The following is a 12711-nucleotide window of genomic DNA, read 5'->3' as shown; positions in this document are numbered from 1 at the left end:
TCAGGACTGGCCGCGGCCGTGGTCACGCGGGGCCCAGGGGGTGAGCAACCGCCCGGCCAGGCGCACCAGTTCGGAGAAGAGGACCCCGAGGACGGCGACGCAGACGATGCCGACGAACATGATGTCGTTCTGGAACAGGGCCCGTGAGTCGAAGATCAGGTGCCCCAGGCCGTCGTCGGCCGCGATGGACTCCGACGCGACGATGACGAGTACCGCGACACCCGCCGCGATCCGCGCGCCCACCAGGACCGCGGGCAGCGAGGCGGGCAGCAGGACATGCCGGAACATCTGCCAGGGCGAGGCCCCGAAGACCTGCCCCGCGTCGCGGTGCCCGGCAGGGACGGCGAGCACGGCCGCCATGGTCGAGATCCAGACGAAGAAGAAGACGGTGGCCGCGACCAGGGCGATCTGCGGGCCCTCGCCGAGCCCGAACATATTGAGGAAGATCGGCAGCAGGGCGAGCTTCGGCACCACGTACAGCGCGTCGAGCAGGGGCTCAAGTGCGGCGCGTACCAGGGAGAGTGAGCCCATGAGGAGGCCGAGCGCATAGCCGCTGACCGTGCCGATGGCGTACCCCGCGAGCACCCGCTTCAGCGTCGCCCACACATCGGGCCACAGCTCACCGTCGGCCGCGCGCTCGATGCCGTCCTCCAGGATGGTCTGCGGCGCGGGATAGATCCGGTCGTCGATCCAGCCCTGTACGGCGGCTAGTTGCCACAGCAGGAGCAGGGCGACGGGGACGGCGACGGCGAGCGAGAGTTCGAGGGTGCGCCTGCGGCGATGGGTGCGTACGGGGGCGAGTTCCCGCGGGCCCGGCTCTCTGACCAGGACATCGTGGTCGGGCGCCTTGGTGATCGTGGTCATGCGGGGACCGCCTCCGTCCGTACCTCGCCGCGCAGCAGTTCCCACAACTCGCCCTTGAGTGCGGTGAATTCGGGGGCGTCACGGATGTCGCCGGTGCGTGGCCTGCCGAAGGGCGGGCGGCGTTCGGCGATGATCCGGCCGGGGCGTGCCGACATCACGAGGACGCGGTCGCCGAGGACGAGGGCCTCTTCGAGGCTGTGCGTGATGAAGAGGGTGGTGGTGCTCGTGGCCTGGGTGAGCTCCAGGAGTTCGTCCTGCATGATCGTGCGCAGCTGTGCGTCGAGCGCCGCGAAGGGCTCGTCCATGAGCAGGATCTCGGGTTCCACGGCGAGGGCGCGGGCGATGGCGACGCGCTGGCGCATACCGCCGGAGAGGGCCGCGGGATAGGCCCCCGCGAAGTCCGCGAGCCCCATGCGGCCCAGCCAGTCGTACGCCTTGGCGTCGGCCTCCTTGCGCGGGACGCGCTGGATGTCCAGGCCGAAGCGGACGTTGGCGAGGACGGTCTTCCAGTCGTAGATGCCGTAGTCCTGGAAGATCATCGCGGCGGGGCGCGGGCTGTCCGTGCGGATTTCGAGCCGCCCTGCGCTCGGTCTGAGCAGGCCGGCGGCTATCCGCAACAGCGTGGACTTGCCGCAGCCGGAGGGGCCGACGATGCAGGTGAACTCGCCGGGGGCGATGTCGAGGTCGACGGGGCCGAGCGCGTGGAGCTGCTTACGGCCGCGGCCGAAACCGCGGGTCAGGCCGGTGGCGCGGAGTTTGGGGGGTGGGGCCGGGTGCGGATCGTCTCCCACGGGGGCTCCTGTGGTGCGGTACGTCGGGATGGGCGCCGCAGAGAATATGACGGTCCGTCAGATTGGGGAAGGGGTCGGGCGGGTGGTCGTTCACCGCGCAACGACAAGGCCCCCGGCGCCTTGTCGGTGTCGGGGGCCTTGGGTGGCGTACGAAATCAGGTGGCCGCGCAGTTCGGGCAGACGCCGCGGTAGGTGACCTCGACGTCCGAGACCGTGAAGCCGAAGCGCTCGGAGTCGGGCAGGTCGGACAGCGGGTTGCCCGACGGGTGGACGTCGCGGATCGCGCCGCACTGGGCGCAGACCAGGTGGTGGTGGGGCCGGTGCGCGTTCGGGTCGTAGCGCTTGGCCCTGCGGTCGGTGGAGACCTCGAGGACCTCGCCGAGGGTGACCATCTCGCCCAGGGTGTTGTAGACGGTCGCCCGGGAGATCTCGGGCAGCTTCGCCACCGCGCGCGCGTGCACCTCGTCGGCCGTCAGGTGCACATGGTCCCCGTCGAGGACCTCTGCCACGACGCGACGCTGGGCGGTCATGCGCCAGCCGCGTCCGCGCAGTCGTTCCAACAGGTCGCTCATGAGGGTCAGCCTAACAGTCAAGGGACCTTAGTCCCGAACCGGTGTGAGTCTGGATGCTTACTTGACTTAGACAAAGTCCATCGTAGGATCGAGACTGGCATTAGCCAAGGGACAGGATCCGTAGATTGACGCAGGAGGCGCACGTGACGCAGGGACCGCTGACCACGGAGGCCGGTGCTCCGGTCGCCGACAACCAGAACAGCGAGACGGCGGGCGTCGGCGGCCCGGTGCTCGTCCAGGACCAGCTGCTGCTCGAGAAGCTGGCCCACTTCAACCGTGAGCGCATCCCGGAGCGCATCGTGCACGCGCGCGGTGCCGGTGCGTACGGCACCTTCACGCTGACCCGTGACGTCTCGCAGTGGACGCGCGCCAAGTTCCTCTCCGAGGTCGGCAAGCAGACCGAGACGTTCCTGCGGTTCTCCACCGTGGCGGGCAACCTCGGTGCGGCCGACGCCGTGCGCGACCCGCGTGGCTGGGCGTTGAAGTTCTACACCGAAGAGGGCAATTACGACCTCGTCGGCAACAACACCCCGGTGTTCTTCATCAAGGACGCCATCAAGTTCCCCGACTTCATCCACACCCAGAAGCGCGACCCGTACACCGGCTCGCAGGAGGCGGACAACGTCTGGGACTTCTGGGGTCTGTCGCCCGAGGCCACCCACCAGGTGACCTGGCTCTTCGGTGACCGTGGCATCCCGGCCTCGTACCGCCACATGAACGGCTACGGCTCGCACACGTTCCAGTGGAACAACGAGGCCGGCGAGGTCTTCTGGGTCAAGTACCACTTCAAGACCGACCAGGGCATCAAGAACCTGACCTCGGAAGAGGCCGCGAAGCTCGCCGGTGAGGACCCCGACTCCCACCAGCGCGACCTGCGCGAGGCCATCGAGCGCGGTGAGTTCCCGACCTGGACCGTGCAGGTGCAGATCATGCCGGCGGCCGAGGCGGCGGAGTACCGCTTCAACCCGTTCGACCTCACCAAGGTGTGGCCGCACGAGGACTACCCGCCGATCGAGATCGGCAAGCTGGAGCTCAACCGGAACCCGGAGAACATCTTCGCCGAGGTCGAGCAGTCCATCTTCAGCCCCGCCCACTTCGTGCCGGGCATCGGTCCGTCCCCGGACAAGATGCTCCAGGGCCGCCTGTTCGCGTACGGCGACGCCCACCGCTACCGCGTCGGCATCAACGCCGACCACCTGCCGGTGAACCGTCCGCACGCCACCGAGGCGCGCACCAACTCCCGTGACGGCTTCCTCTACGACGGCCGCCACAAGGGCGCGAAGAACTACGAGCCGAACTCCTTCGGCGGCCCGTTCCAGACGGACCGGCCGCTGTGGCAGCCGCTGCCCGTCACCGGCCAGACCGGCGACACCGCGGCCGCGACCCACGCCGAGGACAACGACTTCGTGCAGGCGGGCAACCTCTACCGCCTGATGTCCGAGGACGAGAAGGGCCGTCTGATCGAGAACCTGTCGGGCTTCATCGCCAAGGTCTCGCGCGATGACATCGCCGAGCGCGCGATCGAGAACTTCCGTCAGGCCGACGGTGACTTCGGCAAGCGTCTGGAGGCCGCGGTCCAGGCCCTGCGCGGCTGATCCGGGTTCGTTTGCCGTAGACCGGAGGGCCGGATTCCGAGAGGAGTCCGGCCCTTCCGGCGTATCCGGACGCTGATGCGTGTCCGTGGCTAGAGCGCGGCCGCGTGCCGGCGGCTCGGGGCCCAGCAGCGGGTGATGTCGCGCACCGACACGATTCCCACCGGCTCGTGGTGGTCGAGCACGATCAGGTGCCGGAAGCCGCCGTGCGTCATGGCGTCCGCCGCTTCCTCCAGGGTCCAGGCCGGCGCGGCGAAGACGACGTCGGTCGTGGTGTGGGTGCCTGCGGTCTCCTGGTCCGGGTCCTGGCCCGCGCCAAGGGAGTTGAGGATGTCGCGCTCGGTCAGGATGCCGATTCCGTTCGCGTCCGTGTCGAAGACGACCGCGGCACCGACCCGGCGCGTGGACATCAGCCGGGCGGCCTGGCGGAGAGTGTGGTCGGGGCCGATGGTGAGGACCATCGTGCTCATGGCGTCGCGGACGAGCATGGGCGGAAGCCACCTCCTTGATTGCGGATCCCCCTCTTAGAGAAAGGATTCACAAGTTCACAATGTGGGGGTGGTCTCAGAGTGGCAGGTAAACAAAAGGTCAACAAGGGGGAGTGCGAAGCCAGTTGAGGGCGTGCACGGTGCACATGGCCGGTAACGACTGCCCAGTGGGGGCGCGGCCCGGTCAGTAGCGCTGGTTGAGGTAGCCGAGGAGTTCCTCGTGCAGCAGCCCGTTGGAGGCCGCCGCGTTGCCGCTGTGCGGACCGGGGGCGCCGTCGAGGCCGGTGAAGCTGCCGCCCGCCTCGGTCACCACGATCGCGGTGGCCGCCATGTCCCACAGCGAGAGCTCGGGCTCCGCGCAGATGTCGACCGAGCCCTCGGCGACCATCATGTACGGCCAGAAGTCGCCGTAGCCGCGGGTGCGCCAGCACGCGCGCGTGAGGTCGAGAAAGCCGTCGAGGCGGCCCTGCTCCTCCCAGCCGCTGAGCGAGGAGTACGCGAAGGACGCGTCGGAGATCTGCCCGACCTTGGAGACCTGGAGGCGGGTCGCGGCGGTGAGGCTGCGGCCCGTGTAGGCGCCCGCGCCCTTCGCCGCCCACCAGCGCCGGCCGAGCGCCGGGGCCGAGACGACACCGACCACCGGCTGGTAGCCGCCCTCACCGGCCTCCATCAGGGAGATCAGGGTCGCCCAGACGGGCACCCCGCGGACGTAGTTCTTGGTGCCGTCGATCGGGTCGATGACCCAGCGGCGCGGGCCCGTGCCCTCGACTCCGTACTCCTCGCCGAGGATCGCGTCCCGCGGCCTGGCGCGCTGCAGCTGGCCGCGGATCAGCTCCTCGGCGCCCTTGTCCGCCTCACTGACCGGCGTCATGTCCGGCTTGGTCTCGACCTTCAGGTCGAGCGCCTTGAACCGGTCCATGGTCGCGCGGTCCGCGGCGTCGGCGAGGACATGGGCGAGGCGCAGATCATCGTGATAGTCGGGCATGAGCGAACAGTATCGAGCGTGCTGTGACGGGACCACACGGCCCTGACCGTCGCCTCCCGGCCGTAGACGGCACGGCTATTGACACCGCACACGGGCGCGTCAACTCTGCATACCGAAGCGCTACCCAAGTCGCTACCTATGCCGCTGAGCCGCTCGGCCGGGGAGGCAACGATGCCTGCAGCGCGGGATTCCTTACTCGATGCGGCCTATACGTCGCTGTCGCGCCGGCCCTGGTCCGGTGTGCGCATGGTCGATGTGGCCGCCGTCGCCGGGGTCTCCCGGCAGACCCTCTACAACGAGTTCGGCAGCAAGGAGGGGCTCGCCAGGTCGCTGGTGCGCAGGGAGATCGACTCCTATCTCGCCGGCGTCGACCGGGCCCTTTCGGAGGGCGGCCTGCCGGCCGTCGCGGAGTGGACCGTGGGCGGCGCCCGCGGCAACGTCCTGGTCCGTGCCGTGCTCACCGGGTGCTGGAGCGAGCGGCTGCCCGCGCCTGCGCTCTCCGCGGTGCCCTCGACCTCGGCGGTGCCGGCGCAGCGGCGGGCGGACGGGCCGCTGCCCTCACCCGCCGATGTGGTGGCCCTGGTACGGGACCGCGCGGTGGCGGCGCTCGCCCCCGCGGGGACGTCCAAGTCCGACCTCGCCGCACTGGCCCGTGACTGCGAGGTGGCGCTGCGCCTGGCTCTGTCGTGTGTCATCGCGCCGGTGGGGGAGGGGGGTACGGCGCAGCTGGTGCGGGAGGTGGTCCGGCCCGCGTCGGAGGAGTGAGGCCGAAAGCCGGAGGAGTGAGGCCGAAAGCCGGCCCCTGAGCGGCTTGTGCTCCCAAAGGGGGCGCGGGGGAACTGCGCGACCAGCCACGACGCACCCGCAGATGTCGGACCGGACTTCCCGCGGAGCGCTCAGTGCGCGCCGCCCGACAGCTGCAGGCCGATCACGCCCACGATGACCAGGGAGATCGACACCAGCTTCAGGGTGGAGACCACATCGCCGAGGAAGACCATTCCGTAGATCGCCGTGCCGGCGGCGCCGATACCGGTCCAGACGGCGTACGCCGGGCCGACGTCCAGCTTCTTCAGGGCCAGGGTCAGCAGGCCGAAGCTGCTGAGCGCGAAGACCGCGAAGGAGATGGTCGGCCACAGCCGGGTGAAGCCGTGGGAGAGCTTGAGGCACACGGCGAAGCCGGTCTCAAGGATTCCGGCCACGATGACCAGCAGCCACGCCATGGTTGTGTGCCTCCTGCGCCTCGGTGTGCGGCTGACCGCTTCGTCCGCCGGTGAACCGGCGGTCCGGCTCGGTGCGATTATGCATTTACCGGGGGCACCCAGGGGCAAACACTCGCAAGGCCGGTTCCCTTAGGAAGGTCAGTCGCCCTTTTGGAAGGCCGGTCCCGTTCGTGCGGGCAAGGTCAGTCCCCTTCGCGCCGCTCCTGTGTGGCGAGCAGCCGGCGCAGTGAGTAGAGGCGGGCCGGGTCGGCGTGGCCCTCGGCCACCCATGCGTCGAGGGCGCAGTCCTTCTCGTCGTGGCTGCAGGCGCGCGGGCAGTTCACGGTGCCCGGCTCCAGGTCGGGGAAGGCGTGGATGACCCGCGCGGGGTCGACGTGGTGCAGGCCGAAGGAGCGCACGCCCGGGGTGTCGATCACCCATCCCTCGGCGTCCGTCAGGGGGAGGGCGAGGGCCGATGTGGTGGTGTGGCGGCCGCGGCCCGTGACGGCGTTGACATGCCCCGTCGTACGCCGGCGGTCGTCGGGGACCAGGGCGTTGACGAGGGTCGTCTTGCCCACGCCCGAGTGGCCGACGAACGCTGTGACGTGTCCGTCGAGCAGCTCGCGCACCCGCTCTGCCGCGTCGCCGTTCTCCAGCTCGTCGCGGCTGGTGACGACATACGGGAAGTCCAGGTCGCCGTATGCCTCGAGAAGCTTGTCCGGCGGGGCCAGATCGGACTTCGTGAGGACGAGCAGGGGTTCGAGGCCCGCGTCGTAGGCCGCGACCAGACAGCGGTCGATCATGCGGGGGCGCGGTTCGGGGTCGGCGAGTGCGGTGACGATGGCGAGCTGGTCGGCGTTGGCGACGACGACGCGTTCGTACGGATCGTCGTCGTCGGCCGTGCGGCGCAGGACCGAGGTGCGCTCCGCGATCCTGACGATGCGCGCCAGGGTGTCCTTCTTGCCGGACAGATCCCCGACGAGCGCCACGATGTCGCCCACCACCGCGGCCTTGCGGCCCAGCTCGCGGGCCTTCATCGCCATCACGACCCGGTCCTCGACGAGGCAGGTGAGGCGGCCGCGGTCGACGGTGAGGACCATGCCGTCCGCGGCGTCCTCGTGCTTGGGCCTGATGTTGGTGCGGGGGCGGTTGCCCTTGCGGTTGGGGCGGACGCGGATGTCGTCCTCGTCGGGGTTCTTGCCGTAGCGGCGCATCGCGGTCGGCCTTATCCCTGCCGGTCCCCGAGCATCGTGGCCCACATCTCGGGGAAGTCCGGGAGGGTCTTCGCCGTGGTGGCGACGTTCTCGATCTGTACGCCCTCGACCGCGAGGCCGATCACCGAGCCGGCCGTGGCCATACGGTGGTCGTCGTAGGTGTGGAAGATCCCGCCGTGCAGCCGGCGCGGGCGGATGTGCAGGCCGTCGGCGGTCTCGGTGACATCGCCGCCCAGCTCGTTGATCTCCTTGGTGAGCGCGGCGAGGCGGTCCGTCTCGTGCAGCCGCAGATGGGCGACGCCGCGCAGGGTGGAGGGGCCGTCGGCGAGCGCGGCCACCGCGGCGATCACAGGGGTGAGCTCGCCGACCTCGCTCAGGTCCACGTCGATGCCGTGGATACCGCCCGAGCCGGTGAACGTCAGGCCCTTCTCGGTCAGTTCGCAGGAGCCGCCCATCTCCGTGAAGATGTCGCGCAGCTTGTCGCCGGGCTGGGTGGTGCGCGCCGGCCAGTCGGGGATCGTGACGCGGCCGCCGGTGACCAGGGCGGCCGCCATGAACGGCTGGGCGTTGGACAGATCCGGTTCCACGGTCAGATCGCGGCCGAGCAGCGCGCCGGGGGTGACCCGCCAGACATCGGGCTCGCCGCCCGTCTCCGGCTCGTCCACCTGGGCGCCGACCGCGCGCAGCATGTCGACGGTCATCCGGATGTGCGCCATGGACGGCAGGGTGCCGCCGACGTGGCGGACCTCCACGCCCTGGTTGAAGCGCGGTCCCGAGAGCAGCAGGGCGCTCACGAACTGCGAGGACGACGAGGCGTCGATCTCGACCTGCCCGCCCTCAAGGGCGCCGCCGCCGTGCACGGTCATCGGCAGGGCGCCGGGGCTCCCCTGGACGGTGTCGTCGATCCGGGCGCCGAGTGCGCGCAGCGCGTCGATCACGCCGTGCAGCGGGCGCTCGTACGACCTCGGGTCGCCGTCGAACCGTACGGAGCCGTCGGCGAGGGCCGCGACCGGGGGCAGGAAGCGCATGACCGTGCCCGCGTTGCCGACGTCGACCGTGGCCGGGCCGTGCAGACCCGCGGGGATCACCCGCCAGGCCTCGCCGGTGCCGCCCGCGTCGGAGGAGCTGGAGGACACCGTCTCCTCGATGCCGACGCCCAGGGCGCGCAGGGCCGAGGCCATGAGCAGGGTGTCGCGGGAGCGCAGCGGGCGGCGCAGCCAGCCGGGCTCGGCGGCCAGTGCGGCAAGCACGAGGGCTCGGTTGGTGACCGATTTGGAGCCGGGCACATGGACCGTCGCGTCGACGGCTCCGCTCGCGGTCGGGGCGGGCCAGAGGGCGGTGTGCGCGGGGTTTTCGGTCATGCCCTCACTTTAATGGCTGGGCAGGACGGCAGATCTTGATCAGGACGTGGCTCACAGTGACATCGCTGCCCTTGCTCTTGGTCAGGCCACGCTCACAGGCCGAGCAGCCAGCGGCCGCCGCCCATCAGGGAGCACACCGAGACGGCGTGGAACAGGAACAGCCAGAGCCACGCCGGCACATGGGTGAGCCGGGAGAGCTGATCGGCGTCGGAGTCCTGGGCGCCGCCCCGGCGCCGCTTGGACTGCAGCTCGAAGGCCGGACGTACGCCCCCGAGCAGCAGGAACCACACCACCACGTACGCGAACGCCGCCTGCACCTGCGGGTCGGCCAGCCAGGAGATCAGCAGGAAGGCGCCGCCGGTGAGGATCACGGTCAGGGCGCCATAGGCATTGCGGATCATCACGAGCAGGGCGACGAGCAGGGCCGTCGCCAGCCACAGCAGGGCCGTGATGTGGTTCGCGGCCAGGAGCCAGGCGCCGCCGAGGCCGAGCAGCGGGGGCGCCGTGTAGCCGGCGGCCGCGGTCAGGATCATGCCGAGCCCGGTCGGCTTGCCGCGGCTGACGGTCAGGCCCGAGGTGTCGCTGTGCAGCCTGATGCCGTCCAGCTTGCGCCCGGTGGCCAGGGCCACAAGACCGTGGCCGCCCTCGTGCGCGATGGTGATGGCGTTCCGGGTCAGACGCCAGATTCCGTGCGGCAGTACGGCGCCGAGCGCGACCACCGCCGTGGCGATCACCAGCCACTGGTCCGGGTCCGGCTGGCTGCCGAAGACCCGGTCCCAGAGGTCGGCGACGGACGTGGCTGCGGTGGTGTGCATGCTCGGACGGGCTCCCTCAGCGGTAGACGGATCTGGCAGTGTGGCACGTATGTGCGGACGGTATGCATCGAGTCGTAGGCCCGAGGATCTCGCAGGAATCTTTGAGATCGAGAAGTGGGAGCCGGAGGAGGCACTCGCCCCCGACTTCAACGTGGCCCCGACCAAAGAGGTCTACGCGGTACTGGACCGTCCTGTGAAAGACGCAGACAGCCCTCGTCCGGTTCGCCAGCTGCGCACCCTGAAGTGGGGACTTGTGCCGTCCTGGGCGAAGTCGCCCGAGGGCGGCGCCAGGATGATCAATGCGCGGGCGGAGACGGTGCACGAGAAGCCGTCCTTCCGGCGGGCCTTCACGACCCGGCGCTGCATCCTGCCCGCCGACGGCTATTACGAGTGGGTGACCGCCCCGCACGAGCGGGATCTGGAGGTCGAGGGAAAGAAGAAGCGGCCCCGCAAGCAGCCGTACTTCGTGACCCCGGCCGACGGCTCGGTCTTCGCGATGGCCGGGCTCTATGAGTTCTGGCGGGACAGGACGCTGCCGGACGAGCATCCGCAGGCGTGGTGGGTGACGTGCTCGGTCATCACCACGGAGGCGGAGACGGGGCCCCTCGGGGTGGCCCCCGCCGAGGGCCCGTCCTCGCTCGCGGACATTCATCCGCGGATGCCGTTGATGCTGACGCCCGAGCGGTGGGACGCGTGGCTGGACCCGTCGCGGACGGATGCCGAGGAGCTGCGTTCCCTGCTGTCCCCGCCGCCGGAGGGGCTGATGCGGGCCTATCCGGTGTCGACCGCGGTCAGCAATGTCCGTAACAACGGCCCCGAGCTGCTGACGGAGCTCGAGGGGCCGGAGGAGGGGACGTTGTTCTGACGGCGGTGGGGCCGTGGGGCTGCGGGGTCGCGGGGCGCCGCGGGTTCGCGGGGGCGCGGGGTCGCGGGGAAAGCCCACGGCCGCGCGGCAGGATGGGCGCGTGACCAAGAACGAGATCCAATCCGTCGACACCCCGGCCGGAGAGGCCAGGATCACCTGGCACCGTGCCGGGAAGCCCACGCTCCTCCTCGCCGTGAGCCACGGCGCCGGGGGCGGCATCGAGGCGCGGGACCTGCAGGGGCTGGCCGCCGCGCTGCCCGGGCACGGTGTCACCGTCGCGCTCGTGGAGCAGCCCTGGCGGGTGGCCGGCAGGAAGGTGGCACCGGCGCCGAAGACCCTCGACGCCGGGTGGCGCGGGCTCTGGCCCGCCCTCGCGGAGCAGCGGCTGCCCGTGATCGCCGGCGGCCGCAGCGCCGGCGCCCGCGTGGCCTGCCGTACCGCCGCGGACCTGGGCGCGCACGCCGTACTCGCGCTCAGCTTCCCGCTGCACCCGCCGGGCAAGCCGGAGAAGTCACGCGCCGACGAGCTGCTCGGCAGCGGGGTGCCGACCCTCGTCGTGCAGGGCGGGAACGATCCCTTCGGCAGGCCGGGCGAGTTCCCGGACGGCGCGTACGACCTGGTGGAGGTGCCGTACGGCGATCACGGCTTCGCCGTGCCGAAGAAGGCGGACATCGGCCAGGGCGAGGCCGTGGCGCTCATCACGCGGGAAGTGACCGTCTGGATCAAGGGACTCCGGGAATGGTGAGTGCGTGACGGCTGTTGAGGCGAACGTCGGAAAGAACGCACGAACTTAGGGAGTCCGCCGCATGGGTTCGATCGCCTGCCCGAGCCGCAGCAGCGCCGCTGACCTGGAGAGGTCCATGCTGGCGGCGGCCAAGACCGCCCCTATTCGGGCGGCGGGCGGACCGGATCGTCGTCTATCCTCCGATTCGAGCGTCGCCGGTTTCGGCTTCGCCACGAAGCCGGAGGAGGTGGGTCAGGTCACTGGGACCGACGAGGGCCGCGCGGAGGAGACGGCGCAGGAGACCGCTGCCGAGCGCAATGCCCGGTTCGAGCGCGATGCGCTGGAGTTCCTCGACCAGATGTATTCGGCCGCGCTGCGTATGACGCGCAATCCCGCGGACGCGGAGGACCTGGTGCAGGAGACGTATGCGAAGGCGTACGCGTCCTTCCACCAGTTCCGTGAGGGCACCAACCTCAAGGCGTGGCTGTACCGCATCCTCACCAACACCTTCATCAACTCGTACCGCAAGAAGCAGCGCGAGCCCCAGCGCAGTGCCGCCGAGGAGATCGAGGACTGGCAGCTGGCGCGCGCCGAGTCGCATATGTCGACGGGTCTGCGCTCCGCCGAGTCCCAGGCGCTCGACCACCTGCCGGACTCGGATGTGAAGGAAGCGCTCCAGGCGATCCCCGAGGAGTTCCGCATCGCCGTCTATCTGGCGGACGTAGAGGGCTTTGCCTACAAGGAGATCGCCGACATCATGGGTACTCCCATCGGCACCGTGATGTCCCGCCTCCACCGGGGCCGTCGCCAACTGCGCGGCATGCTCGAGGACTACGCCAAGGACCGTGGCCTCGTCCCCGCCGGTGCCGCCACCGGTACGAGTGAGTCGTCGAACGGAACGAAAGGCTCGGGCTCATGAGCTGCGGAGACCCGCACGAGACGGATTGCTCCGAGGTCCTGGACCATCTCTATGAGTTCCTGGACCACGAGATGCCCGACAGCGACTGCACCAAGTTCGAGTCGCACTTCGAGGAGTGCTCTCCGTGCCTGGAGAAGTACGGCCTCGAGCAGGCGGTCAAGAAGCTGGTCAAGCGCTGCTGCGGGCAGGACGACGTGCCGACCGATCTGCGCGCCAAGGTCATGGGCCGGATCGATCTGATCCGTTCCGGTCAGGCCGTGCCCGAGCACGATCTGACCGCGTCGGCGGAGCTGCCGTCTTCCGCGCAGGAGTCCTGAACCCG

Annotated in this window: 15 protein-coding genes; 6 read left to right on the top strand and 9 right to left on the bottom strand. The window is 70.2% G+C overall.

All coding sequences use genetic code 11. The features are described 5' to 3' along the window. The 3 genes from ACFQVC_RS12035 to ACFQVC_RS12025 form a co-directional block, all read right to left on the bottom strand. The gene (locus ACFQVC_RS12035; protein ID WP_381829913.1) at window positions 1-864 is read right to left on the bottom strand and encodes an ABC transporter permease; all 864 of its coding nucleotides are present in this window, start codon (window positions 862-864) and stop codon (window positions 1-3) included. Next, complete coding sequence (locus tag ACFQVC_RS12030; protein ID WP_381829911.1) at window positions 861-1655, bottom strand: ABC transporter ATP-binding protein; 795 nt, start codon at window positions 1653-1655, stop codon at window positions 861-863. The genes ACFQVC_RS12035 and ACFQVC_RS12030 overlap by 4 nt, the downstream gene beginning before the upstream one ends. A gap of 155 nt (window positions 1656-1810) precedes the next feature. Then, window positions 1811-2227: a Fur family transcriptional regulator gene (locus ACFQVC_RS12025; RefSeq protein ID WP_381829909.1), complete on the bottom strand. Its 417-nt coding sequence runs from the start codon at window positions 2225-2227 to the stop codon at window positions 1811-1813. Between the two features lie 125 nt (window positions 2228-2352). Here ACFQVC_RS12025 and ACFQVC_RS12020 point away from each other — a divergent pair, with 125 nt between their 5' ends. After that, entirely contained in the window at window positions 2353-3822 is a 1470-nt protein-coding gene (locus tag ACFQVC_RS12020) for a catalase (RefSeq protein ID WP_381829907.1), read from the top strand. Between the two features lie 89 nt (window positions 3823-3911). Here ACFQVC_RS12020 and ACFQVC_RS12015 read toward each other — a convergent pair whose 3' ends face one another. After that, window positions 3912-4307: a CBS domain-containing protein gene (locus tag ACFQVC_RS12015; RefSeq protein WP_381829905.1), complete on the bottom strand. Its 396-nt coding sequence runs from the start codon at window positions 4305-4307 to the stop codon at window positions 3912-3914. A gap of 184 nt (window positions 4308-4491) precedes the next feature. Further along, window positions 4492-5292, bottom strand: a complete 801-nt coding sequence (gene hisN, locus ACFQVC_RS12010) for a histidinol-phosphatase (RefSeq protein ID WP_381829903.1) — start codon at window positions 5290-5292, stop codon at window positions 4492-4494. 171 nt (window positions 5293-5463) lie between these two features. Between hisN and ACFQVC_RS12005 the strand changes: the two genes are divergently transcribed. Next, window positions 5464-6057: a TetR/AcrR family transcriptional regulator gene (locus ACFQVC_RS12005; RefSeq protein ID WP_381829901.1), complete on the top strand. Its 594-nt coding sequence runs from the start codon at window positions 5464-5466 to the stop codon at window positions 6055-6057. 131 nt (window positions 6058-6188) lie between these two features. Here ACFQVC_RS12005 and ACFQVC_RS12000 read toward each other — a convergent pair whose 3' ends face one another. From ACFQVC_RS12000 to ACFQVC_RS11985, 4 genes are all read right to left on the bottom strand, one after another. Then, a complete protein-coding gene (locus ACFQVC_RS12000; RefSeq protein WP_381829899.1) occupies window positions 6189-6512 on the bottom strand; it encodes a DMT family transporter in 324 nt (107 codons plus the stop codon). Window positions 6513-6694: 182 nt separating this feature from the next. Further along, a complete protein-coding gene (gene rsgA, locus ACFQVC_RS11995) occupies window positions 6695-7705 on the bottom strand; it encodes a ribosome small subunit-dependent GTPase A (RefSeq protein WP_381829897.1) in 1011 nt (336 codons plus the stop codon). 11 nt (window positions 7706-7716) lie between these two features. Further along, entirely contained in the window at window positions 7717-9066 is a 1350-nt protein-coding gene (gene aroA, locus ACFQVC_RS11990; protein WP_381829895.1) for a 3-phosphoshikimate 1-carboxyvinyltransferase, read from the bottom strand. Window positions 9067-9158: 92 nt separating this feature from the next. Further along, window positions 9159-9881, bottom strand: coding sequence for a M50 family metallopeptidase (locus ACFQVC_RS11985; RefSeq protein ID WP_381829893.1), 723 nt, complete (start codon window positions 9879-9881; stop codon window positions 9159-9161). Window positions 9882-9930: 49 nt separating this feature from the next. On the opposite strand from ACFQVC_RS11985, the gene ACFQVC_RS11980 reads away from it, so the two are divergent. The 4 genes from ACFQVC_RS11980 (at window position 9931) to rsrA (ending at window position 12706) form a co-directional block, all read left to right on the top strand. Further along, window positions 9931-10746 carry an SOS response-associated peptidase gene (locus tag ACFQVC_RS11980; RefSeq protein ID WP_381829891.1) on the top strand — a complete coding sequence of 272 codons (816 nt, stop codon included), beginning with the start codon at window positions 9931-9933 and terminating at the stop codon, window positions 10744-10746. 100 nt (window positions 10747-10846) lie between these two features. Beyond that, window positions 10847-11491, top strand: coding sequence for an alpha/beta hydrolase family protein (locus tag ACFQVC_RS11975; RefSeq protein ID WP_381829889.1), 645 nt, complete (start codon window positions 10847-10849; stop codon window positions 11489-11491). 226 nt (window positions 11492-11717) lie between these two features. Then, a complete protein-coding gene (locus ACFQVC_RS11970) occupies window positions 11718-12389 on the top strand; it encodes a sigma-70 family RNA polymerase sigma factor (RefSeq protein ID WP_381830539.1) in 672 nt (223 codons plus the stop codon). Then, the gene (gene rsrA / locus ACFQVC_RS11965; protein ID WP_381829887.1) at window positions 12386-12706 is read left to right on the top strand and encodes a mycothiol system anti-sigma-R factor; all 321 of its coding nucleotides are present in this window, start codon (window positions 12386-12388) and stop codon (window positions 12704-12706) included. Before ACFQVC_RS11970 ends, rsrA begins: the two co-directional genes overlap by 4 nt. Window positions 12707-12711: the final 5 nt, after the last annotated feature.

Source organism: Streptomyces monticola, assembly GCF_042665355.1.
Lineage (GTDB): Bacteria > Actinomycetota > Actinomycetes > Streptomycetales > Streptomycetaceae > Streptomyces > Streptomyces monticola.
Note: the sequence above shows the minus strand (reverse complement) of the source record. Positions and strands in the feature narration are given on the sequence as shown.

What these genes read in the sequence shown, in the direction of transcription:
- hisN (WP_381829903.1), bottom strand. Translation starts at nt 5,292, where the DNA reads ATGCCCGACTATCACGATGATCTGCGCCTCGCCCATGTCCTCGCCGAC.
- ACFQVC_RS11980 (WP_381829891.1), top strand. Translation starts at nt 9,931, where the DNA reads ATGTGCGGACGGTATGCATCGAGTCGTAGGCCCGAGGATCTCGCAGGA.
- rsrA (WP_381829887.1), top strand. Translation starts at nt 12,386, where the DNA reads ATGAGCTGCGGAGACCCGCACGAGACGGATTGCTCCGAGGTCCTGGAC.
- aroA (WP_381829895.1), bottom strand. Translation starts at nt 9,066, where the DNA reads ATGACCGAAAACCCCGCGCACACCGCCCTCTGGCCCGCCCCGACCGCG.
- ACFQVC_RS11985 (WP_381829893.1), bottom strand. Translation starts at nt 9,881, where the DNA reads ATGCACACCACCGCAGCCACGTCCGTCGCCGACCTCTGGGACCGGGTC.
- ACFQVC_RS12015 (WP_381829905.1), bottom strand. Translation starts at nt 4,307, where the DNA reads ATGCTCGTCCGCGACGCCATGAGCACGATGGTCCTCACCATCGGCCCC.
- ACFQVC_RS12025 (WP_381829909.1), bottom strand. Translation starts at nt 2,227, where the DNA reads ATGAGCGACCTGTTGGAACGACTGCGCGGACGCGGCTGGCGCATGACC.
- ACFQVC_RS12000 (WP_381829899.1), bottom strand. Translation starts at nt 6,512, where the DNA reads ATGGCGTGGCTGCTGGTCATCGTGGCCGGAATCCTTGAGACCGGCTTC.
- rsgA (WP_381829897.1), bottom strand. Translation starts at nt 7,705, where the DNA reads ATGCGCCGCTACGGCAAGAACCCCGACGAGGACGACATCCGCGTCCGC.
- ACFQVC_RS12005 (WP_381829901.1), top strand. Translation starts at nt 5,464, where the DNA reads ATGCCTGCAGCGCGGGATTCCTTACTCGATGCGGCCTATACGTCGCTG.
- ACFQVC_RS12035 (WP_381829913.1), bottom strand. Translation starts at nt 864, where the DNA reads ATGACCACGATCACCAAGGCGCCCGACCACGATGTCCTGGTCAGAGAG.